At 73.5% G+C, this 21,654-nt stretch carries 19 protein-coding genes and 1 pseudogene; 15 read left to right on the top strand and 5 right to left on the bottom strand.

Annotation, left to right across the window (positions count from 1 at the left end; genetic code table 11):
- The first annotated feature begins 37 nt into the window (after positions 1-37).
- Positions 38-1,276 (top strand): acyl-CoA dehydrogenase family protein, encoded by a 1,239-nt coding sequence (locus E9529_RS10670; protein ID WP_236831133.1) that lies wholly within the window; start codon positions 38-40, stop codon positions 1,274-1,276.
- A 26-nt stretch (positions 1,277-1,302) separates the two neighbouring features.
- Here the strand turns inward: E9529_RS10670 and E9529_RS10665 are convergent, their stop codons facing one another.
- Positions 1,303-1,971: a metalloregulator ArsR/SmtB family transcription factor gene (locus E9529_RS10665; protein ID WP_236831132.1), complete on the bottom strand. Its 669-nt coding sequence runs from the start codon at positions 1,969-1,971 to the stop codon at positions 1,303-1,305.
- Between the two features lie 125 nt (positions 1,972-2,096).
- Here E9529_RS10665 and E9529_RS10660 point away from each other — a divergent pair, with 125 nt between their 5' ends.
- The 3 genes and pseudogenes from E9529_RS10660 to E9529_RS10650 form a co-directional block, all read left to right on the top strand.
- Complete coding sequence (locus tag E9529_RS10660; RefSeq protein ID WP_236831131.1) at positions 2,097-2,660, top strand: MauE/DoxX family redox-associated membrane protein; 564 nt, start codon at positions 2,097-2,099, stop codon at positions 2,658-2,660.
- A complete protein-coding gene (locus E9529_RS10655) occupies positions 2,650-3,432 on the top strand; it encodes a thioredoxin domain-containing protein (RefSeq protein ID WP_236831130.1) in 783 nt (260 codons plus the stop codon). Before E9529_RS10660 ends, E9529_RS10655 begins: the two co-directional genes overlap by 11 nt.
- A gap of 104 nt (positions 3,433-3,536) precedes the next feature.
- Positions 3,537-4,316, top strand: a pseudogene (locus tag E9529_RS10650) (tellurite resistance/C4-dicarboxylate transporter family protein); the annotation flags it as partial.
- On the opposite strand, the gene E9529_RS10645 reads toward E9529_RS10650, so the two are convergent.
- From E9529_RS10645 to E9529_RS10635, 3 genes are read right to left on the bottom strand one after another with little or no spacing between them, the layout of a single operon-like run.
- Positions 4,214-4,441, bottom strand: a complete 228-nt coding sequence (locus tag E9529_RS10645) for a hypothetical protein (protein ID WP_236831129.1) — start codon at positions 4,439-4,441, stop codon at positions 4,214-4,216. The pseudogene E9529_RS10650 and the gene E9529_RS10645 overlap by 103 nt on opposite strands.
- 25 nt (positions 4,442-4,466) lie before the next feature.
- On the bottom strand, positions 4,467-4,829 hold the full coding sequence (locus E9529_RS10640) for a LuxR family transcriptional regulator (RefSeq protein ID WP_236831128.1): 363 nt from the start codon (positions 4,827-4,829) through the stop codon (positions 4,467-4,469).
- Positions 4,826-5,299 (bottom strand): hypothetical protein, encoded by a 474-nt coding sequence (locus E9529_RS10635; protein WP_236831127.1) that lies wholly within the window; start codon positions 5,297-5,299, stop codon positions 4,826-4,828. Before E9529_RS10635 ends, E9529_RS10640 begins: the two co-directional genes overlap by 4 nt.
- 160 nt (positions 5,300-5,459) lie before the next feature.
- Between E9529_RS10635 and E9529_RS10630 the strand changes: the two genes are divergently transcribed.
- The 7 genes from E9529_RS10630 to E9529_RS10600 all read left to right on the top strand — a co-directional run bounded on the left by E9529_RS10630 (position 5,460) and on the right by E9529_RS10600 (position 14,871).
- Positions 5,460-6,188, top strand: coding sequence for a metalloregulator ArsR/SmtB family transcription factor (locus tag E9529_RS10630; RefSeq protein ID WP_236831126.1), 729 nt, complete (start codon positions 5,460-5,462; stop codon positions 6,186-6,188).
- 51 nt (positions 6,189-6,239) lie between these two features.
- On the top strand, positions 6,240-6,581 hold the full coding sequence (gene fdxA, locus E9529_RS10625) for a ferredoxin (RefSeq protein WP_236831125.1): 342 nt from the start codon (positions 6,240-6,242) through the stop codon (positions 6,579-6,581).
- Positions 6,582-6,871: 290 nt separating this feature from the next.
- Positions 6,872-10,522, top strand: a complete 3,651-nt coding sequence (locus E9529_RS10620; RefSeq protein ID WP_236831124.1) for a nitrate reductase subunit alpha — start codon at positions 6,872-6,874, stop codon at positions 10,520-10,522.
- A complete protein-coding gene (narH, locus tag E9529_RS10615; protein WP_236831123.1) occupies positions 10,522-12,249 on the top strand; it encodes a nitrate reductase subunit beta in 1,728 nt (575 codons plus the stop codon). The genes E9529_RS10620 and narH overlap by 1 nt, the downstream gene beginning before the upstream one ends.
- Positions 12,246-12,929, top strand: coding sequence for a nitrate reductase molybdenum cofactor assembly chaperone (gene narJ, locus E9529_RS10610; RefSeq protein WP_236831122.1), 684 nt, complete (start codon positions 12,246-12,248; stop codon positions 12,927-12,929). Before narH ends, narJ begins: the two co-directional genes overlap by 4 nt.
- Positions 12,926-13,660 (top strand): respiratory nitrate reductase subunit gamma, encoded by a 735-nt coding sequence (narI, locus tag E9529_RS10605; RefSeq protein ID WP_236831121.1) that lies wholly within the window; start codon positions 12,926-12,928, stop codon positions 13,658-13,660. The genes narJ and narI overlap by 4 nt, the downstream gene beginning before the upstream one ends.
- On the top strand, positions 13,657-14,871 hold the full coding sequence (locus tag E9529_RS10600; RefSeq protein WP_236831120.1) for a nitrate/nitrite transporter: 1,215 nt from the start codon (positions 13,657-13,659) through the stop codon (positions 14,869-14,871). The genes narI and E9529_RS10600 overlap by 4 nt, the downstream gene beginning before the upstream one ends.
- Positions 14,872-14,885: 14 nt before the next feature.
- Here E9529_RS10600 and E9529_RS10595 read toward each other — a convergent pair whose 3' ends face one another.
- On the bottom strand, positions 14,886-15,869 hold the full coding sequence (locus E9529_RS10595) for a YihY/virulence factor BrkB family protein (protein WP_236831119.1): 984 nt from the start codon (positions 15,867-15,869) through the stop codon (positions 14,886-14,888).
- A gap of 157 nt (positions 15,870-16,026) precedes the next feature.
- On the opposite strand from E9529_RS10595, the gene E9529_RS10590 reads away from it, so the two are divergent.
- The 4 genes from E9529_RS10590 (at position 16,027) to E9529_RS10575 (ending at position 21,440) form a co-directional block, all read left to right on the top strand.
- Positions 16,027-17,466: a sodium/glutamate symporter gene (locus E9529_RS10590; RefSeq protein WP_236831118.1), complete on the top strand. Its 1,440-nt coding sequence runs from the start codon at positions 16,027-16,029 to the stop codon at positions 17,464-17,466.
- A 52-nt stretch (positions 17,467-17,518) separates the two neighbouring features.
- Positions 17,519-17,773, top strand: a complete 255-nt coding sequence (locus E9529_RS10585; protein WP_236831117.1) for a hypothetical protein — start codon at positions 17,519-17,521, stop codon at positions 17,771-17,773.
- Positions 17,774-18,099: 326 nt separating this feature from the next.
- A complete protein-coding gene (locus E9529_RS10580) occupies positions 18,100-20,229 on the top strand; it encodes a DEAD/DEAH box helicase (protein WP_236831116.1) in 2,130 nt (709 codons plus the stop codon).
- Positions 20,226-21,440: a 3-deoxy-7-phosphoheptulonate synthase gene (locus E9529_RS10575; RefSeq protein WP_236831115.1), complete on the top strand. Its 1,215-nt coding sequence runs from the start codon at positions 20,226-20,228 to the stop codon at positions 21,438-21,440. The genes E9529_RS10580 and E9529_RS10575 overlap by 4 nt, the downstream gene beginning before the upstream one ends.
- The last annotated feature ends 214 nt before the right edge of the window (positions 21,441-21,654 follow it).

The raw sequence follows: 21,654 nt of genomic DNA, 5'->3' as shown, positions 1-21,654 counted from the left end.
CGCCGTTCCGCACCGACCCGAACGACGAGGAGCACCCATGCGGGAGCACGTCCTGCCCGAGCCGTCCCCCCGTGCACGTGAGCTGCGCGACGCGATGGGCGCGTTCATGCGCGACCACGTGCTGCCCGCCGAACCCCGGTACCTGGCGCACCGGCGGGCGGCGGGCCCGGACGACCACGAGCCGCCGCCCGTCGTGGAGGCGCTCAAGGACGAGGCCCGCGCCCGGGGGCTGTGGAACCTGTTCCTGCCCGACGAGTCCGGCCTCACCCAGCTGGAGTACGCGCCGATCGCGGAGCTGTCGGGCTGGAGCCTGGAGCTGGCGCCCGAGGCGATCAACTGCGCGGCGCCCGACACCGGCAACATGGAACTGCTGCACCTGCTCGGCTCCGACCGGCAGAAGGAGGAGTGGCTCGAGCCGCTGCTCGCGGGAGAGATCCGTTCGGCGTTCGCGATGACCGAGCCCGACGTCGCCAGCAGCGACGCCACCAACATCGCCACCCGCATCGAGCGCGACGGCGACGAGTACGTGATCAACGGCCGCAAGTGGTGGAGCAGCGGAGCCATGGACCCCCGCTGCGCCTTCTTCGTCCTGATGGGCAAGACCGACCCGTCGGCCCCGGCGCACCGGCAGCAGACGATGGTGCTCGTCCCGCGCGACACCCCCGGCGTCACCGTCGTCCGCGACTACCCGGTCATGGGCCACCACGACCAGCACGGCCACGCGGAGGTGACCTTCGCCCAGGTGCGCGTCCCCGTCACCAACGTGATCGGGGAGGAGGGCGGGGGCTTCGCCGCGGCCCAGGCGCGGCTCGGGCCCGGCCGGATCCACCACTGCATGCGGGCCCTCGGTGCCGCCGAGCGGGCGCTGGCCCTGCTGGTCGGCCGGTCGAAGGAACGGGTGGTCTTCGGCGGGCGGCTGGCCGACCAGGGCGTGGTGCAGCAGCAGATCGCCGAGTCCCGGCTGGAGATCGACCAGGCCCGGTTGCTGTGCCACCACGCCAGCCACGTGATCGACACCGAGGGGAACAAGGCGGCCCGCCACCTGGTGGCGATGGCGAAGGTCGCGGTGCCCCGCGCCGCCACGCGGGTCATCGACCGGGCCATCCAGGTCCACGGCGGGGCCGGCGTGACCGACGTGACCCCGCTCGCGGCGATGTACGGGTGGCACCGGGCCATGCGGATCTTCGACGGGCCCGACGAGGTGCACCTGCGCTCGGTGGCGAAGGCGGAGCTGAGCCGGGAGCCGGAGCTGCCGCCGCACCTGGTCACCCCCTGACGCCCGACCCCGTGCGGGCCGTGGGGTCAGGGTGTGGGCGGGTCCCCGGGCGTCCGCTCCACCGCGAGCGACCGGGTGTCGAGATGCAGGCGGCACGCCCCGGGCTCCGCGAACGGCAGCAGATCGGTGGGCTCCGGATCACCGCCGTGCTGCTCGAGCGCCCCGCGCACGATGCCCAGGTGCACCTGGCAGATGACCTGCGGGTGCTCGCGGGCGGCGTCGAGCAGGGGGCACCGGCGCAGCGCCACCGTGGTCGCCGCGGGGTCCGCCTCCGGCGCGAAGCCGAGCTCCTCGAGCAGGGCGACGACCTGGTGCCGGGGCGAGGCAGCCGGCGGCGACGGCCGGTCGGCCGTCAGCGACCGGCCCCACGCCCACCCCGCGGCCAGGCCTTCCCCGGCGGGGTTCGGCGAGGTGCGGGCGAGGTGGCCGGCGAGCGCGGTGGCCAGGCCGGCGTAGTCGCGCACCCGGGGATCCGGTTCGGGTCGGTCGTCCACGGCGGAGTATCGCCAGGCAGGGCGGCCGCGGCCCGTCGCGGCCGCCCGCTCCCGCGTCGCGAGCCCCCGGGCCACGAGCGCGTCGAGGTGCTCCCGCGCGGTGTTGGGGTGGACGCCGGTCTCCGCGGCGAGGCCGGCGATCGTCATCGGTCCGGACGAGCGCTGCAGCCGCTCCAGCACGGCGCCGCGTGGGCCGGACATCGGGGTGCCGCGCGACCACCGGACAGGTGCCGGCCCCAGGTCTGGGGTGTCGCCGTCTATTTCCACGGTGGATACCGTAGTAAATTCTCGACGAGTCGGCCAGCGAGCCGGCGGAGGGAGGACCGGTGACCCGCACCCTTCCGGCGCGTGGCGCCCCGGCCGGTGTCCACCGGCACCTGGGTCCGTGGGCGGCGACGGCCGGGCGGCTCGTGCTCGGGAGCGTCATGCTGCTCGCGGGCGCATGGAAGCTCCCCGATCCGGCCGCCGCCGTCCGGGCCGTACGGGCCTACCAGCTGGTGCCGGAGATGTTCGTGCCGCCGCTGGCCTTCGGGTTGCCCGTGCTGGAGATCGCCATCGGCCTGGCGCTGCTCGCCGGCGTCTTCGTCCGGACGGCAGCGCTCGCCTCCGCCGTCCTGCTGGTCGCGTTCACGGCCGGGGTCCTCTCCGCGTGGGCCCGGGGCCTGCAGATCGACTGCGGCTGCTTCGGTGGCGGTCAGGTCGCGGCCGCCGACACCGCGTACCCGGAGGCGGTCGCCCGCGACGTCGCGCTGCTGCTGGTTGCGCTCCTGCTGGCCCGCTGGCCCCGGTCGCGCCTGGCGCTGGCTCGGGCTGCCCGCTCCACGCCCACCGCGGACGGCACATCGCCGGCCGCTGCCACCGCCCTTCCGGAGGAGACCCGTGCCCACTGACCAGCTGGCCGTCCAGGCCCCCGGCCCGCGCCGGCGGCCGACCGCGAGGCAGCGGATCGCCGCCCGCCGCGCCGAGGAGGCCGCCCGCGCCGTCGCCGCCCGGCGCCGCAGGAGCGTGACGACCGGGCTCGCCGTCGCCGCGCTGCTCGCCGTGGCGATCGCCCTCGTGGTCGTCGTCCAGTCGTCGCGGACCTCGTCGGCCGGCGCCGCCGTGCCCGCGAACACGGTCCAGGGCGGCACGGCGATCGCGGTGGGCGACGCCGGCGCCCCGGTCACGCTCGATGTCTACGAGGACTTCCAGTGCCCGGCCTGCGCCGAGTTCGAGACGCGCAGCGGGACGACGCTGGCCGAGCTCGCCGCCGACGGCAGCGCGCAGGTCGTCCACCACCCCATGGCCTTCCTGGACCGCGCCTCGTCCGACCGGTTCTCGACCCGCGCGCTGAACGCGGCCGGGGTGGTGGTGGACGCGGCCGGTCCCGAGGCGTACGCCCGCTTCGCCGGACTCCTCTACGCGCGCCAGCCGGCCGAGGGCGGTGCCGGGTTGAGCGACGACGAGCTGATCGCGCTCGCCGCGGAGGTGGGTGCCTCCGGGCCCGCGGTCGAGCGGGGCATCCGGGAGCTGGTCTACGAGGACTGGACTCGCACGGCGACCGACCGGGCCAGCCGGGACGGCGTGAACCAGACGCCGACGGTGCTGCTCGACGGGCTGCCGCTCGACTTCCGGCAGCTGCAGCCGGCGGCGCTGGCGGCGGCGGTCCGAGCCGCGGGATGAGCCGCTGCGGCGAGCGCTCGGGCCGGGCCGCGACGGGGCCGGCCTGACGAGGGTGGTGCAGCCGGGCCGGCTCCGGACGGCGGTGCGCGACCTCCTTCGCCGTCCTGCTGGCGCTCGACGCCTGGCGGTTCCTCGCCTTCCCGGAGGCCGTCCGGTCGGACTTCACCGACCCCGCACGCGGGGTCGGGTTCTTCGCCTTCATCGCCGGCGGCAACGTGCTGGGGGTGCGGCTGGCGACGGACGGGCACCACGGCGCCACCGCCGCCCTGCTCGGCGTGGGTCTGCTGGCCTGGCTCGTGCTGGGCTACGTGGTGCCCTGGACGTCGGTCCTCGGGCGTGCCGAGCGCCCGGTGCTGACGAAGGCCAACGGGACGTGGTTCATCTGGGTGGTGGCCGCCCAGTCGATCGCCGCATCGGCCGCCGGCCTCCAGCCCGAGCTGCCGCCCCTGCGCGCCGGGCTGGCGGTGGTGGCCGCGTTCGCCTGGTCGGTGGGGCTGGTCCTGTACGCCGCCGTCAGCACGATGGTCTCGGTCCGGTTGCTGGTCTACGAGCTGCGGCCGGCCGATCTGACCCCGCCGTACTGGGTGGCGATGGGGGCCGGGGCCATCACGGTCCTCGCCGGGGCGCGCATCGTCGAGATGGTCGACACCCCGATGGTGGAGGCGGTGCGCGGGCTGGTCGCCGGGGTGTCGGTGAGCATCTGGTTGTTCGGCACCTGGCTGATCCCGGTCCTCGTGGCCGCCGGGTGGTGGCGGCACCGCACCCACCGCGTCCCGCTGGCCTACGAGCCGTCGCTGTGGAGCATCGTCTTCCCGCTCGGCATGTACGCCGTCGCCGCCACGTACCTGGCCCAGGCCGACGGCCTCCCCCTGGTCGGCGTGGTCGGGGCGGTGGGGACCTGGGTCGCGTTCGCCGTCTGGGTGCTCGTGCTGTCCGCGATGCTGCTCGGCACCGCCCGCGCGGCGAGCAGCCCGGAGGCGGGGCTCAGCCGCCGCAGCGATGCCAGCACGTACGGTACTGAGCCCCGCGGCCGGTCAGTCCGCTGCGGGAGTGCGTTGCCCGACGGCGACGCTCAGCAGGACCACGGAGTCCTCGTCGGCCTGCAGGCTGTGCCGTCGGTGGGGGATGGGGGCGATCTGGTGCGCGCGGAGAGCGATCTCGTCGTCCCCGGCCACCAGCCGGACCCTGCCCCGGAGGACGAGCAGGGTGGCCGGTCCCGGGCTCTCGTGCTCGGCCAGTTGCTGCCCCCCGATCAGCGCGATGACGGTCTGGCGGAGGCCGTCGACGGGGTGGGGCAGCGTGTGGGCGGCGCGGAGCGCGTTCTGGGCGGCCGCGTCGCCGAGCAGTTCGTCGGAGAGGGCGCCCAGGTCGACCGGACGGGTGCCCGCGGTGCTCACCGCTGCACCTCGGCGGCTGTGCCGACGGTGGGGGCGTCCCCGAGGAGGCCGTCGAGGTCCACGCCCGCGGCCGCCAGGGCCGGGAGCAGGTACCTGTCCTCCTGGTGCGCGCACACGTCGAACAGCACGACCAGCGCGCCTGCCGCGACCGCGAGGTCGAGGGGGTCGGTCGCCCGCTCGACCTCCCGCGCGAGGACGCCGACCATCCGGTGCTGGTCCTGCACCGCGGCGACGAGCAGGGCCGTCCGCCCCGTTCCTCCGGCGCCGAGGAGCAGCTCGTCCTCGACCCTGGTGTGCTCGATCAGTTCGCCCCGCAGGAAGTCGACGAGCTCGGCGCGGGCGGTCTCGTGGCACTGGCCGGCGGCGACCGTGCCGATGACGGCCTCCGCGTGCCGGACCAGCCCGTCGCGCAGGTGCTCGTGGCGTTCCGGTGCGGCGGCGACGGCGGGCTCGTCGAGGGCGGCGGTCACATGCTCCTCCAGGTGGTGCGTCGGATGTGCACCTTTTTCTACAGCCCCTTCCGTGAGAAAAGCAAGGTGGGTGTCGTCCCCCGGCGGTCGGTGGTGTGCGGGGTGGGGGCGCCCCGACGGTGACGTCGCGGCCGATCGGCCCGCGGGCGAGAATGCGGTCATGCCGTCCCGGTCGACCTCGGCCACCGACACCCCGGCCGAACGCCGGTACGCCGCGCTCGCGGTGCGGTCGCGACGGCGGATGCTGGGCGTTCTGCGGGCCGAAGGGTGCCCCATGGACGTGCCCACGCTCGCCGAGGCCGTGGGCCTGCACCGGACGACGGCCCGGCTCCACCTGCAGGTCATGGAGGCGGCCGGTCTCGTCGCCCAGCTCCCGGCCCGACCTCGTGGGCCGGGGCGCCCGCGACTGCTCTACGCCGCCGTCCCGCAGGCCGACGACGAGGGTCATCGCCAGCTCGCCGACCTCCTGGCGGGTGCGCTCGGGTCCGGCGGGGACGACGGCTCCCGCCGCGCCGAGGAGGCCGGCCGCCGCTGGGCCGCGGCCGAGTTCCCCGAGTCGCAGACCCGGTCGCCGGAGCTCGCGGCCGGTGATGTCGGGGCCCTCTTCGACCGGCTGGGATTCGCGCCGCGGGTCGAGATGACCCCGGCTGCTCACCGGCTGGCGCTCCAGCGCTGCCCGTTCCGCGACACCGCCCGGGCGCACCCGCGGATCGTCTGTGCGCTGCACCTCGGCCTGATGCGTGGCGCGCTGCTGCGGCTCGGCCAGCCCGGCCTCGCGTCGGCTGCCCGGCTGGAGCCGTTCGTCACCCCGGACCTCTGCGTGGCCGAGTTCCCCCGGGCCGCGGAGGCGAGCCTCCCGGACGCGGCGGTTCCGCGCGACAACGGATAAGGAGGACCGCTACCCTCCGAAAGGACACCGCCGGGGAACGGGGGAGTTCAGGTGACGTACGTGATCGCCGAACCGTGCATCGACGTGCTCGACCGCGCGTGCGTCGACGAATGCCCGGTCGACTGCATCTACGAGGGCGAGCGAGCCCTGTACATCCATCCCGACGAGTGCGTGGACTGCGGCGCGTGCGAGCCGGTCTGCCCGGTCGAGGCCATCTACTACGAGGACGACGTCCCCGAGCGCTGGTCGGTGTTCACCGCGGACAACGCGCGGTTCTTCGCCGAGCCGCTGCCGGGACGGGACCTGGCCCTCGGGTCTCCCGGCGGGGCAGCACGGGTCGGTGCCGCCGGTGCCGACACGCCGCTCGTCGCCGGTCACGGCCCGCGCGGCTGACCGCCGTGGCGGCGAGCTCCTGGGAGCGGTTCGTCGCGGGCGGAGGTCCTCCGGGCACCCATCCCGAGACCTTGGTCCGTGGTCCGCCCGTGCGCGCGCCGCGTAGGGAGGACGACGAGGGCCCGGCCGGCCAGCCGTGCCCTGCACGCACCGGGAGTCCCGGAGGCCCCCGGAGGACCAGGGAGTCATCCGCCCGCCCCGCCGGGGCGGGTCCGACCACGGACAGGAGCCACGTGACCCGCGCCCGCACCGACACCGCATCCGATGGACACGCTGGTCTCGACGGAGGGTTGTCCGAAGCCCTCGTCAAGACGTCGAGGTTCTTCCGCAAGGGCGAGGTGAGCGCCGACCTCCGTTCCCTGCACCAGATCGGCGGCCGGGACGCCGACAGCTTCTACCGGGACCGCTGGAGCCACGACAAGGTCGTGCGCTCCACCCACGGGGTGAACTGCACCGGGTCCTGCTCCTGGAAGGTCTACGTCAAGGACGGGATCATCACCTGGGAGGCGCAGCAGACCGACTACCCGAGCACCGGCCCCGACCGCCCCGAGTACGAGCCCCGTGGCTGCCCACGCGGAGCGGCTTTCTCCTGGTACACGTACTCGCCCACCCGGGTCCGCTACCCGTACGTGCGCGGCTCGCTGCTCACCATGTACCGCGAGGCGAAGGCCCGGCTCGGTGACCCCGTCCTCGCGTGGGCCGACGTCGTCGAGGACCCGGAGAAGGCCCGCACCTACAAGTCCCAGCGCGGGAAGGGCGGCCTGGTGCGCGCCTCCTGGGACGAGGCCACCGAGATGGTCGCCGCCGCGCACGTGCACACGATCAAGAGGTACGGGCCCGACCGCGTCGCCGGCTTCTCGCCGATCCCGGCGATGTCCATGGTGTCGCACGCCGCCGGCGCCCGGTTCATGGCGTTGATCGGTGCCCCGATGCTCTCCTTCTACGACTGGTACGCCGACCTACCCGTTGCCTCACCGCAGGTGTTCGGCGACCAGACCGACGTCCCGGAGTCCGGTGACTGGTGGGACGCCAGCTACCTGATCCTCTGGGGCTCCAACGTCCCGGTCACCCGCACCCCGGACGCGCACTGGATGACCGAGGCGCGCTACCGCGGCCAGAAGGTCGTCGTGATGAGCCCCGACTACTCCGACGCGACGAAGTTCGCCGACGACTGGCTCGCCCCGCACCCCGGTACCGACGGCGCGCTCGCGATGGCGATGGGGCGCGTGGTCCTCGAGGAGTTCTTCGTCGACCGGCAGGTGCCGCGGTTCCAGTCGTACGTGAAGCAGTACACCGACCTGCCGTTCCTCCTCACGCTCACCCCCCGCGGTGACGCGTACGTCCCCGGCAAATTCCTCACCGCCGCAGATCTGGGCGACACGCAGGACGAGGCCGAGTGGAAGACCGTCCTCGTCGATTCGGCCACGGACGAGCCGCACGTGCCGAACGGCTCGCTCGGCTTCCGGTACGGGGAGAGCGGCAAGGGGCGGTGGAACCTGGACCTGGGGGAGGTCGACCCGCTGCTGTCGCTCTACCGGGAAGGCGCCGAGACGGCGCCCGTCGACCTGGCCCGCTTCGACACGGGCGGCGGCGAGGGTGGCACGCTGCGCCGCGGCGTCCCGGTGCGCCGGCTCGGCAAGCACCTGGTGACGACGGTCTACGACCTGCTCCTGGCGCAGTTCGGCGTCGGCCGCCCCGGGCTCCCCGGCACCTGGCCGACCGGTGCGGACGACCCCACGCAGCCCTACACGCCGGCCTGGCAGGAGCAGTTCACCGGCGTCAGTGCCGCCGCCGCGGCCCGGATCGGCCGGGAGTTCGCCCAGAACGCCGAGGACTCCGACGGCCGGTCGATGATCATCATGGGCGCGGGCACCAACCACTGGTTCCACTCCGACACGATCTACCGCGCATTCCTCACGCTGACCAACCTCACCGGCTGCCAGGGGGTCAACGGCGGGGGCTGGGCGCACTACGTCGGCCAGGAGAAGTGCCGGCCGGTCACCGGGTGGCAGACCCTGGCCGGCGCGCTGGACTGGGCCCGCCCGCCGCGGCAGATGATCCAGACCGCCTACTGGTACCTGCACACCGACCAGTGGCGCTACGACCGGACGACGCTGGACGGCTTCGCCTCGCCGCTGGGCCAGGGCCGGTTCGCCGGGAAGGCGCCGGCCGACGTCCTCGCGCAGTCCGCACGCATGGGCTGGATGCCGTCCTTCCCGACCTTCAACCGGAACCCGCTGGACCTCGCCGACGAGGCGGCCGCCGCGGGCAAGGAGCCCGGTCAGTACGTGGTCGACGGACTGCGGGAGGGCAGCATCCGCTTCTCCGGCGAGGACCCGGACGCGCCGGAGAACTTCCCGCGGGTGCTCACCGTCTGGCGGGCCAACCTGCTCGGCTCCTCCGGGAAGGGCAACGAGTACTTCCTCAAGCACCTGCTCGGCACCGACTCCTCCCTCCGCGCGGAGGAGGCGCCCCCGGAGGCGCGGCCGACGGAGGTGGTCTGGCGCGACGAGGCGCCCACCGGGAAGCTCGACCTCCTGCTGGCGCTGGACTTCCGGATGACCAGCACCACGATCTTCGCCGACATCACGCTGCCGGCCGCTACGTGGTACGAGAAGCACGATCTCAACACCACGGACATGCACCCCTACGTCAACACGTTCAGCCCGGCGATCTCGCCGCCGTGGGAGACCCGGACCGACTTCGACGCCTTCGGTGCCATCGCCCGCCAGTTCAGCCGGCTGGCCGCGACGCACCTCGGCGTCCGCCGGGATCTGATGGCGCTGCCGTTGCTGCACGACACCGCCGACGAGCTGGCCAACCCGCGCGGTGTCGTCCGGGACTGGAAGGCGGGCGAGTGCGAGCCCGTCCCGGGGAAGACGATGCCCAAGGTGGTCGTGCAGGAACGCGACTACGGGGCGGTGGCCCAGAAGTGGGCGGCGATGGGCCCGCTGGTGGCCGACATCGGGCTGCAGGTCAAAGGCGTGCAGACCAGGCCGGACAAGGAGGTCGAGTACCTCCGGCACAAGAACGGCGTAATCCGCGACGGGGTGGCGGCCGGTCAGCCGGCGCTGGCGCGGGACGTGCACTGGTGCGAGGCGATCCTGGCGCTGTCGGGGACGACGAACGGGCGGCTGGCGACCCAGGGGTTCCACCACTCCGAGGAGCGCACCGGGTTCCGGATGGCCGACCTCGCGGCCGAGCACGAGGGCAAGCAGATCACCTTCGCCGACGCGCAGTCCCGACCCACGCCGGTGATCACCTCGCCGGAGTGGTCGGGCAGCGAGCACGGTGGACGCCGGTACTCGGCGTTCACCATCAACGTCGAGCGGCTCAAGCCGTGGCACACGTTGACCGGACGGATGCACTTCTTCCTCGACCACGACTGGATGACCGAGGCCGGGGAGAACCTGCCCGTGTTCCGCCCACCGCTGGACATGACGGCGCTCTACGGCGAGCCGCAGGTCGGGGTCGTCTCCGACCTCGGGATAGCCGTCCGGTACCTGACGCCGCACAGCAAGTGGTCGATCCACTCGGAGTACCAGGACAACCTGTTCATGCTCTCGCTGTCCCGGGGCGGCCCGACAATCTGGATGAGCACGCAGGACGCCGCGAAGGTCGGGATCGGCGACAACGACTGGATCGAGGCGGTCAACCGCAACGGCGTCATCGTGGCCCGGGCGATCGTCTCCGAGCGCATGCCCGAGGGGACCGTCTACATGTACCACGCGCAGGAACGGGTGATCGACGTCCCGCTGGCGGAGACCTCCGGCAAGCGCGGCGGCATCCACAACTCCGGGACGCGCCTCTTCCTCAAGCCCACCCACCTGATCGGCGGCTACGCGCAGCTGTCGTTCGCGTTCAACTACCTCGGGCCGACCGGCAACCAGCGCGACGAGGTGACCGTGATCCGCCGCCGCAACCAGGAGGTGCAGTACTGATGCGCGTCATGGCCCAGATGGGCATGGTGATGAACCTCGACAAGTGCATCGGGTGCCACACCTGCTCGGTCACCTGCAAGCAGGCCTGGACCAACCGGAGCGGCGTCGAGTACGTCTGGTTCAACAACGTCGAGACCCGGCCGGGCCAGGGCTACCCGCGCACCTACGAGGACCAGGAGAAGTGGAAGGGCGGCTGGGAGGTCGGCCGCAACGGCAGGCTCAGGCTGCGCACCGGTAGCCGGCTCAAGCGCCTGCTGACCATCTTCTCGAACCCCGTCCAGCCGTCGATCGGCGACTACTACGAGCCCTGGACCTACGACTACGAGACGCTGACCAACGCTCCGCTGCAGGAGCACACCCCGGTCGCCCAGCCGCGTTCCCTGCTGTCGGGCAGGCCGATGAAGGTCGAGTGGAGCGCCAACTGGGACGACGACCTCGGTGGCGCCCCGCAGCTCACCCAGGCCGATCCGGTCCTGCAGAAGGTCTCGGCGCAGATCAGGGAGAAGCTCGAAGAGACCTTCATGTTCTACCTGCCGCGCATCTGCGAGCACTGCATCAACCCGTCGTGCGCGGCGTCCTGCCCGTCGGGTGCGATCTACAAGCGGGCCGAGGACGGCATCGTCCTGGTCGACCAGGACCGCTGCCGCGGGTGGCGGATGTGCGTGACCGGCTGCCCGTACAAGAAGGTCTACTTCAACCACCGCACCGGCAAGGCGGAGAAGTGCACCTTCTGCTTCCCCCGGGTGGAGGTCGGGATCCCGACGGTGTGCTCGGAGACCTGCGTCGGCCGGCTGCGCTACATCGGCATCGTGCTCTACGACGCCGACCGGGTGCTCGAGGCCGCGTCCACACCGGACGACCAGAATCTCTACGAGGCCCAGCGCTCGATCATCCTGGACCCGCACGACCCCGAGGTGATCCGGGAGGCCGAGCGGGCGGGCATCCCGCGCGACTGGATCGACGCCGCCCAGCGCTCGCCGATATATGCGCTGATCAACCGGTACGAGGTCGCGCTGCCCCTGCACCCGGAGTACCGCACCATGCCGATGGTCTGGTACATCCCGCCGCTGTCCCCGGTGGTCGACGCGCTCACCGAGACCGGGCACGACGGGGAGAGCGCCGGCAACATCTTCGGCGCCATCGAGTCGCTGCGGATTCCGCTGGAGTACCTCGCCGAGCTGTTCACCGCCGGCGACACCGAGCGGGTCGCCGGGGTGCTGCGCAAGCTCGGGGCGATGCGCTCCTACATGCGCGACCTCAATCTGGGCCGTCCCGCGGACGAGTCGATCGCGGTTGCGGTCGGGATGACCGGCCAGGACATCCAGGACATGCACCGGCTGCTCGCCGTCGCCAAGTACGACGAGCGGTACGTCATCCCGACCGCGCACGCCGAGCAGGGCCCGGACCGGGAGGAGTTCGACAGCGGCTGCTCGCTGGACTACGACGGCGGTCCGGGGATGGGCGGCTGGGGCCCCTTCGGCGAGACCTCGGGCGGGGTGACGCCCATCGCCGTGGAGAACTTCCACATGCTTGCCGGCCGGCAGACCACCGACACCCTGTCGGCGCCGCCGACCAAGGCCCAGCGCGTCAACCTGCTCAACTGGGATGGCAAGGGGGCGCCGACGGGGCTGTTCCCGCCCCGGCCCGACGAGCAGCCCGGGCTGCACGGCCCGGGGGGCGGTGGAGCCGGGGACGGCTCGCCCGGCGTCGTGGACCCGAAGCCGTGAGGCGGGGGACGGCGGCGTCGGCCGTCGAGCTGGCCGCCGCCCGGCAGGCCGCCTCGCTGCTGCTGGGCTACCCCGACGAGGCGCTGCTCGGGCGGTTGCCGCTGCTGCGGGCGGTGGTGGCACCGCTGCCCGCGCCGATCGCCGGGTCGCTCGGACGGTTCCTCGACCACCTGGAGACCACCCCGCTGGAGCAGCAGCAGGCCGGTTACGTCGAGACCTTCGACCTGCGCCGGCGCAGCAGCCTGTACCTCACCTACTACGTGCACGGGGACACCCGGAAGCGGGGGATGGCGCTGCTGCAGTTCAAGCACCTGTACTCGCGGGCGGGGATGGTCCTCGAGGACGGCGAGCTGCCCGACCACCTGGCGGTCGTCCTGGAGTTCACCGCCACCGGGGACGCCGCCCGCGGTGAGCGCCTGCTCAACGAGCACCGGGCCGGTCTTGAGCTGATCCGGCTGGCCCTGGAGGAGCAGGGGTCCCCCTACCGCTGGGTGCTGCAGGCGGTCAGCGCCACCCTGCCCCCGGTGCAGGCGGCCGACCGCGAGGCGGTCCTGCGGCTGGCGGCCGAGGGTCCGCCCGCCGAGGAGGTCGGCGTCGATCCGTACGGCGCGACCGCCTTCGCCCCGCCGCAGTTCATCCCCCCGCCACCGTCCGGAGCACCTGCTGGAGCCGCCCGATGAACGCGCTGGAGATCGTGCTGTGGGTCATCCTCCCGTACATCAGCCTGGCGATCTTCGTCGTCGGTCACTACTGGCGGTACCGGTACGACAAGTTCGGCTGGACCACCCGCTCCAGCCAGCTGTACGAGCGCCGTCTGCTGCGCTGGGGCAGCCCGCTTTTCCACTTCGGGATCCTCTTCGCCCTGGGCGGGCATGTCATCGGGCTGGGCATCCCGCGGTCGTGGACGGACGCGGTCGGGATCACCGAGGCCATGTACCACGTCGTCGCCGTCGGGATCGGCGCCATCGCGGGCTTCTGCACGTTGGCGGGGCTGGCCATCCTGATCTACCGGCGGCGCACGGTGGGGCCGGTGTTCTCGGCGACCACCAGGAACGACAAGTTCATGTACGTGGTGCTGACGGCGACCATCATCTTCGGGCTCAGCAACACCGTCATGGGTGCTGCCGGGGAGTCGCACTACCGGGACACGGTGTCCCCGTGGTTCCGGAGCATCTTCTACTTCCAGCCGCAGCCGGAGCTGATGTCCGAGGCCCTGCTCGGGTACCAGCTGCACGCGCTGTCGGCTCTGCTGCTCTTCGCGATCTGGCCGTTCACCCGGCTGGTGCACGTGTTCAGCGCCCCGCTGGGTTACTTCACCCGGCCCTACATCGTGTACCGCAGCCGGGACGAGCACCTGGGCAACCGTGCCACCCCGAGAGGTTGGGAGCGGGTGGGAGGACCCCGGCGATGAGTTCGTCGCCGGGGCTCGGGCGAGCGGGCACCGGCGGGGACGCCGGTATCCCGCGGCAGGCCTGGCTCGTGCTCGCGGTGGCGACCGCCGGGTTCACCGTCAACTTCTGGGCGTGGGCGCTGGTCAGCCCGCTGGGTGCCTACTTCACCGACGAGCTCGGGCTGAGCCCGCTGCAGAAGTCGCTGCTGGTCGCCGTGCCGGTCGTCGTGGGTTCGGTGGGCCGGATCCCGGTGGGTGCCCTCACCGACCGGTACGGGGCGCGCTCGATGTTCCCCGCGGTGAGCGCCCTGACCATCCTGCCGGTGCTCTTCATCGGCTACGTGGGGAACGACTCCTACCCGATGATGCTGCTCGGCGGCTTCGTGCTCGGGCTGGGCGGCACGACGTTCGCCATCGGGGTCCCGTTGGTCAACGGCTGGTTCCCACCGGCCAGGCGGGGGACCGCGCTGGGGATCTTCGGTGCCGGCATGGGGGGCACCGCGATCTCGGCCTTCACCACGGTCGGGTTGATGGACGCCTACGGGCTGGAGTTCCCCTTCACGCTGGTCGCAGCTCTCCTCGCCGCCTACGCGGTCCTCGCCTACCTGTTGCTGCGGGACGCTCCGGGACGGACCACGAGCGCCGGCGGCGGGCTCCGGCGGACGTGGGACACCGTCCGGCTGCCGGTCACCCTGCAGTTGTCCTTCCTGTACGCGGTCGGCTTCGGTGGCTTCGTCGCCTTCAGCGTGTACCTGCCGACCAACCTCCGTGACGCGTTCGGGTTGTCTCCCGGAGACGCTGCCCTGCGGACCGCTGGGTTCGTGGCGCTCGCTGTGGTGATGCGCCCGGTCGGTGGCATTCTGTCCGACCGCCTGCATCCGATACCGGTGCTGGTCACCTGCTTCGCCGCCGTCACCGTCTTCGCCGCGATCTCGGCCCTGGAGCGACCGCTGGCCCCCTTCGGCACGGTCGCCTTCCTCGCGATGGCGGCGGCGCTGGGCGCGTCCTCCGGCGCGGTGTTCGCCCTCGTGGCGCTGGTGGCGCCCGCGGGCACCGTCGGGGCGGTGACCGGCGTCGTCGGTGCTGCAGGAGGGCTCGGCGGGTTCGCCCCGCCGCTGCTCATGGGGGCCGTCTACGGCTGGATCGGCAACTACCAGCCGGGTCTCTGGCTCCTCGCCATCACCGCGGCGGTCGCCGCCTGCTTCACCGCCTGGGGGATGAAGGTCCGCTGAGGGCAGTGGGCCCGTCACTCCCCGGGGTGCGGCGGGACGTCGTCGGCGACGACGGCGCCCCGGCTCCCCGCGGGCCGCTCCGGGCCGACGGTGGAGTCGCGTGCGGTCTGCCGCTCGGCCTCGGCGTTCACGGCGGCGCCGAAGAAGATCAGCAGGACCGTCGTCCAGAGCCAGAACATGCTGATCGCGACGCCGGCGAGCGAGCCGTAGGTGGACTGGTAGCTGCCCAGGCTCTGCACGTAGGAGAAGAACCCGTAGGTCACCACCAGCCAGACGACCGTCGCGAGGACCGACCCGGGGGTGAGCCACCGCCACCGGGCCCGCGCCCGGGCCGGGCCGAACCGGTAGAGCACGGCCAGCGCCACGGCCATGAGCGCGGCGAGCGCCAGCCACGAGAGCACCCGGGCGGCCAGGCGGAACGGGCCGGACGAGCCGGCGATCCAGGCCGAGGCGACCCCGGCGACGGTGAGCAGCGCCGCCAGGAGCACCGCGCCGCCCAGGACGAAGAGCAGCGCCAGCGCCACCCGGCGCAGGAAGCCCCGGGTCTCCGGCTGGTGGTAGGCGATGCCGAGCCCGTCGAGCAGGTAGGTCATCGCGGTGGTCGCCGTCCACAGCGCCACGACCAGGCCGGCGAGGCCGCGGAAGGTGAGCACGTCGGCCGAGGCCGCGGTGATCGTCGTGAGCTGGTCGGTGACGACCGCGTCGAGGTCCGTGGGCAGCACGTCGGCCAGCCCGGACAGCTGCCGGCGGGCGGTCTCGGGCGTGTTCACGAAGCCGTAGATGGACAGCGCCGTCACCAGCACGGGGGCGATCGACAGGACGGCGAAGAACGAGACCCCCGCGCTCTGCACCATCAGCCGGTCGCTGAGCACCTGGCGTGCCACCCGCCGCAGCACCCGCCGCCACCCGGCGGCGGGGATGAGGTGCGGGGAGTGCGCCTCGTGCCCGCGGCGGCTCCGCGCCCCACCGGAGGGGCGGTCACCCCGGACGACGGCCATGGCCCATCCCACCCCCGGCGGGGGACGGCCGCAACGGTTCGGGGGCGCCCCCGGCCCGGCACGGGTTGTGGCCGGACGGCCCAGCCGCCAGGGTGGGGCTCGTTTCCCGGATGCTCGGCGCGACCGGTCCCGACGGACCGCACGGGACGGAGGCACCGTGTCCCCTGACGTCATCGGACTGAGCCTGCTGGTGCTCGGGGTCCTGCTCCTGGTGGCCAAGCTCGTCCGGATCCGGTCCCGGATCGCCCAGAAGCTCTTCCTCCCCAGCTCGATCATCGGCGGCTTCCTGGCGCTGGTGATCGGCCCCGAGGTGGTCGGCGCGGTGGCCGAGGCCATCGGCGGGGAGGACGCGCCGCTGACCGGCGGCCTGTGGCCCGAGGAGTTCCTCGACGTCTGGGCCTCCCTGCCCGGCCTGCTCATCTCGGTGGTGTTCGCGACCCTCTTCCTCGGGGAGCGCATCCCCAAGGTGAAGGAGGCCGCCGAGCTCGCCGGCCCCCAGCTGGCCCTCGGCGTCACCATGGCCTCCGGCCAGTACGTCATCGGGCTGCTGCTCGCCGTCCTCCTGCTCGTCCCCTTCCTCGGGCAGGACCCCATGGTCGGTGCGCTCATCGAGGTGGGCTTCGAGGGCGGTCACGGCACCGCGGCCGGCCTGGGCACCACCTTCGCCGACCTCGGGTTCCCGGAGGGCCAGGACCTGGCGCTCGGGCTGGCCACGGTGGGGGTCGTCTCCGGCGTCGTCGTCGGCATCGCCCTGATCAACTGGGGCGTGCGCACCGGCCGCGCCCAGGTGCTGGAGGACGACGCCAAGACCTCGCTGGCCGAGCAGCGCGGCCTCTACGAGCGCGAGGAGCAGCCACCGGCCGCACTGATGACCGTGCGCACCGCCTCGGTGGAGCCGCTGGCCATCCACTTCGCGGTCGTCGCCGTCGCGATCCTGATCGGGCTCGGCCTGCTCGAGGCGCTCCAGGCGCTGGAGGCTGCGCTGTGGGCGGACACCGTCGAGCTGTTCGAATTCGTGCCGCTGTTCCCGCTGGCGATGATCGGCGGCGTCGTCGTGCAGAAGGTGGTCGACCGGTTCGACCGCACCGGCATCGTCGACCGGCAGATGATGCTGCGCATCCAGGGGATCGCGCTGGACCTGCTGATCATCAGCGCCCTGGCGACGCTGTCCATCCAGGCGATCGCGGACAACTGGGTGACGTTCCTCCTCCTCGCGGTCGCCGGCCTCGCCTGGAACGTGGGCGTCTTCGTCTTCCTGGCGCGCCGGATGATCCCGCGCTTCTGGTTCGAGCGCGGCATCGGCGACCTGGGGCAGTCCCTGGGCGTGACGGCGACCGGCCTGATCCTGATCCGGGTCGCCGACCCCAACGCCGCCACCCCGGCCATGGAGGCGTTCGGGTACAAGCAGCTGGCGTTCGAACCGTTCTTCGGCGGCGGGCTGGTCACCGCGGCGGCGCTGCCCCTGATCGCGCAGTTCGGGCCGGTGCCCCTGCTGGTCGTCATGGCCGTCCTCCTGGCGGTGTCGCTGGCGATCGGGATCTTCTGGTTCGGCCGGCGCACCCCGGCCGAGGAGGCGGCGCGGGCCCCGGACGGCTGACCCGCGCGCCGTCGGGGTTGCTCCCGCGGCGGGGACGGCGGAGCCTCGGCCCATGACGCAGGGCGGCACGACCTTCGGCACCGTCGTCCGGTGGGACGGGGACGGCGCGGTCATCGAGGCACCCGACCTCCCGGGGGGCTGCTGGGCCGACGCGGCAGCGGTGGAGCAGAGCACCACGGGTTCGGGCGGCCTGCGGGCCGGCCAGGTCGTCGAGGTGGAGTGGGCCCGGCCCGGCGCCCACGACCTGCCCTTCCGCGCCCTCCGGGTCGTCCCGCGCAACGACCTGCAGGCGACCGTCGGGGGCTGAGCCGCGGGCGGCGCGACGCCGCCCGGGCCCGCGGCGCCGCCCGGGGTCTACTGTGGGGGCCGTACCGGCCGCGGGCCAGCACGCCCTCGCCTGGCGAGGATGCCCGCTGGTGCGACCGGTGCCCCCGCCGTCGTCCGGCGGGCTGACGGTCCCGAGGGGCCATCGGGGCACACGGCCCGGGACGTCGTCCCCCCGTGCGGCCCCGGGGCGGGGCCGGATCGCGGAGCAGCACACCCCGCGGGGCGGTGCTCGCCCGCGCCGTCCGGTCCAGGGGCCGTGTGCGCGTCCTGCCCGGCACCTCGCGGGGCAGTGCAGAGGAGGAGTCTGTGGCTCGACCAGGCCGGCGCTCGACGGGCGCCCGGCGCGGCGCCCCGCGCGCCCAGCGGCGCGTCCGCGAGGGCGACGTCATCGCGGTGCTCGCCCGCGCCGTCCGCGACGTCGAGGCGGCGGTCAAGCGCGACCGCGTGACGCCGTCGGTGCGCGCCGAGTTCCAGGCGATCGCCCTGGTGCTGCGCGAGGAGCGCGCCCGGGTGCAGGCCGACCAGAGCGCCGGCGAGGGCCGCCGCGCCGAGCAGCTCAAGCGGCTCGACGGCATCGCGACGATCCTCGCCACCACCGCGGTGCGGAACTCCGGCCTGCTCGCGCTGCTCGCCGACGACGCCGTCGCCACCGAGGCGGCCCGCTCGCACCGGCGGGAGCTGCTCGCCGCCGCCGGGATCGAGGTCCCCGAGGAGGAGGCGGCCCCCCAGCCGGCGCAGGCCGCCCCCGTGGCCGCCTCCGCCGAGCGCCAGGTGGTGCCGCAGTCGGTCATCTCGCGGCAGCTGGCCAACCCCTTCCTCGCCCCCGACTTCGACGCCGTGCGCCCCACCGCGGTGCGGCCGCGCCGGCTGGCCGGCTGGGAGGTGCTCGAGCCGCTGTTCAACTCCTTCGAGCGGGCCGGCGGCGGCGCCCCGGCGTGCATGCCCCTGCCGTTCCCGAGCTCGCAGTTCACCCCGGCGGGGCTGGAGCTCATGCCGCACCAGGGGCAGCTGGTCGCCGCGGCCGCGAACGGGCACCGCACCTTCCTGCTCGCCGACGAGCCGGGCCTGGGCAAGACGGCCCAGTCGCTGCTCGCGGCCGAGGCGGCGCAGGCGTTCCCGCTGCTCGTCGTCGTCCCCAACGTGGTGAAGACCAACTGGGCCCGCGAGGCCGCGCGCTGGGTGCCCCAGCGCCGGGCCACCGTGATCCAGGGCAACGGCGAGAACGCCGACGCCTTCGCGGACATCGTCGTCGTCAACTACGAGGTGCTGGACCGGCACGTCGGCTGGATCGGCGACTTCGGGTTCGGCGGGATGGTCGTCGACGAGGCGCACTTCATCAAGAACAAGAGCTCGCAGCGCTCGCAGCACGTGCTGGAGATCGCCCAGCGGATCCGGCTGCGCACCGCCCGGCCGCTGCTCATGGCGCTCACCGGCACCCCGCTGATCAACGACATCGACGACTTCCGGGCGATCTGGCAGTTCCTCGGCTGGATCGACGACGAGAAGCCCCTCGGCGAGCTGATGGAGTGCCTGGAGGGCACCGGCCTGACGCCGGCCGACCCGGGCTTCTACCCGGCGGCCCGCCAGTGCGTCATCGACCGGGGCATCGTCCGCCGGCGCAAGGTCGACGTCGCCGCCGACATCCCCGCCCGCCGGATCGCCGACCTCCCCGTCGAGCTCGACGACAAGGCCGGCCGCTCGATCCGGGCCGCCGAGCGGGAGCTGGCCCGCCGCCTGGTCAAGCGCTACGAGAGCGCGCTCGCCGCCCGCGAGTCGGCCACCGTGGTCGAGGGCATCGACCACGCGCTGGTGCGCAAGGTCGCCGGGTGGGAGCTCAAGGACTCGACCTCGGGCACCGGCGGTGACAACGTCTTCACGATGATGCGGCGGATCGGGCAGGCCAAGGCCGGGCTCGCCGCCGACTACGCCGCCCAGCTGGCCCGCAGCGCCGGCAAGGTGGTCTTCTTCGCCAAGCACATCGACGTCATGGACGTGGCCGAGGAGACCTTCGAGGGCATGGGGCTGCGCTACTCCTCGATCCGCGGCGACCAGACGCCGTCGGTGCGGCAGCGCAACATCGACGCGTTCGTCAACGACCCCGAGGTCGCCGTCGCGGTCTGCTCGCTCACCTCCGCCGGCGTCGGGATCAACCTGCAGGTCGCCTCCAACCTGGTGCTCGCCGAGCTGTCGTGGACCGACGCCGAGCAGACCCAGGCGATCGACCGCAGCCACCGCATCGGCCAGACCGAGCCGGTGACGGCGTGGCGGATCATCGCCGCGCAGACCCTCGACGCCCGGATCGCCGAGCTCATCGACAGCAAGGCCGGCCTGGCCGCCCGGGCGCTCGACGGCTCGGACGAGGAGATGCAGGGCTCGGCCGACGTCCAGCTCGAGGCGCTCGTCGCGCTGCTCACCGCCGCACTGGAGGAACGATGACCGCCGAGCCGCTCCTGACCGAGGCGGCGCGCGTCGCCGAGCTCCTGCTCGAGGTGCAGACCCGCGTCAACCGGCGGATCGACGGCGAGCTCGCCGAGCTGCTGCCGGTCGTCCAGCGGGAGCTCGGGGTCGCGCCCGACGGCGGGACCGACCTCTCCGACCTGGTCAACACCCGGATCACCGGCTCCAGCGTCGTCGTCACCCCCGCCGCGGTCGCCGCCGTCGTCCCGGTGCCGGAGGCCTCGGCCGCCACCACGCGGGCCGCCAGGCAGGCGGTGACCGGCATCCTCACCGGTGCCGACCAGCGCCTCGCGGTCATCGCCGGGCCGTGCTCCATCCACGACCCGGAGGCGGCGCTGGAGTACGCCGCCTTCATCGGCCGCATGCGCGAGCGGCACGGTGCCGACCTCGAGATCCTCATGCGCACCTACACCGAGAAGCCGCGCACCGAGGTCGACTGGAAGGGGTTCGCCTACGACCCGTTCCTCGACGGGTCGAGCCGGATCAGCGTCGGGCTGGTCGCGACCCGGATGCTGATGTGCCGCATCACCGCATCGGGCGTGCCGGTGGCCGCCGAACCGCTGAACGCGCTGACGCCGCAGTACGTCAACGGGCTGGTCACCTACAACGGCGTCGGGGCGCGCAACGTCACCGACCAGACCGCCCGCGAGCGGGTGTCCGGTTTCTCGTCGGTGGTCGGGTTCAAGAACTCGCCGGAGGGCAGCGTGGACTCCGCCATCCAGGCGGTGATGACGGCGCGGGCGCCGCACCAGTTCCTCGGCGTCGACGCCCACGGGGTCTCCGCCCAGCTGTCGACGACCGGCAACGGCACCGGCCACGTCATCCTGCGCGGCGCCAAGGACGGCCCCAACTACTCGGCCGCCCACATCGCCGACGCGCGGCGCCGGCTGGCCGCCCGCGGGCTGCCCGAGGTGCTCGTCGTCGACGCCTCGCACGGCAACAGCCAGAAGGACCACCTGCGCCAGATCGACGTCGTCCGTGATCTGGCCGGCCAGATCGCCGGCGGCGAGCAGGCGATCCGGGGCGTGATGGTGGAGAGCAACCTGCTCGCCGGCCGGCAGGACCTCGACCAGCAGCACCCGGGGAACCTCGAGTACGGCAAGAGCGTCACCGACGCCTGCGTCGACCTGCCGACGACCGAGCAGCTGCTCGCCGAGCTCGCCGAGGCGGCCCGCACCCGGCGCGGCTGACACCGAGGCCGGGACGGGACGCGCTCGTACGGTGCTCCGACCGGCGGCTTGAGAACGGCGGCTTCAGAACGGCGGCGGGTCCTCCGTCGGTGCCGCCCGGGGTGGTGCGGGGAGTGCCGGTTGGGCCTCCAGATCGCGGAGGCCGGGTGGCCGGGTGCTGCGGGTGACGCCGCTGGGTGTGGTGACCTGCAAGGTGCCGTCGGGGAGCAGCTCG

Source organism: Blastococcus sp. KM273128, assembly GCF_021698975.1.
Taxonomy (GTDB): Bacteria; Actinomycetota; Actinomycetes; order Mycobacteriales; family Geodermatophilaceae; genus Blastococcus.
This window is presented reverse-complemented; position numbering and strand designations above follow the sequence as displayed.

Coding starts and splice junctions, on each gene's coding strand:
- E9529_RS10670 (WP_236831133.1), top strand. CDS start 38: ATGCGGGAGCACGTCCTGCCCGAGCCGTCCCCCCGTGCACGTGAGCTG.
- E9529_RS10665 (WP_236831132.1), bottom strand. CDS start 1,971: ATGTCCGGCCCACGCGGCGCCGTGCTGGAGCGGCTGCAGCGCTCGTCC.
- E9529_RS10630 (WP_236831126.1), top strand. CDS start 5,460: ATGCCGTCCCGGTCGACCTCGGCCACCGACACCCCGGCCGAACGCCGG.
- narH (WP_236831123.1), top strand. CDS start 10,522: ATGCGCGTCATGGCCCAGATGGGCATGGTGATGAACCTCGACAAGTGC.
- narI (WP_236831121.1), top strand. CDS start 12,926: ATGAACGCGCTGGAGATCGTGCTGTGGGTCATCCTCCCGTACATCAGC.
- E9529_RS10600 (WP_236831120.1), top strand. CDS start 13,657: ATGAGTTCGTCGCCGGGGCTCGGGCGAGCGGGCACCGGCGGGGACGCC.
- E9529_RS10595 (WP_236831119.1), bottom strand. CDS start 15,869: ATGGCCGTCGTCCGGGGTGACCGCCCCTCCGGTGGGGCGCGGAGCCGC.
- E9529_RS10585 (WP_236831117.1), top strand. CDS start 17,519: ATGACGCAGGGCGGCACGACCTTCGGCACCGTCGTCCGGTGGGACGGG.
- E9529_RS10575 (WP_236831115.1), top strand. CDS start 20,226: ATGACCGCCGAGCCGCTCCTGACCGAGGCGGCGCGCGTCGCCGAGCTC.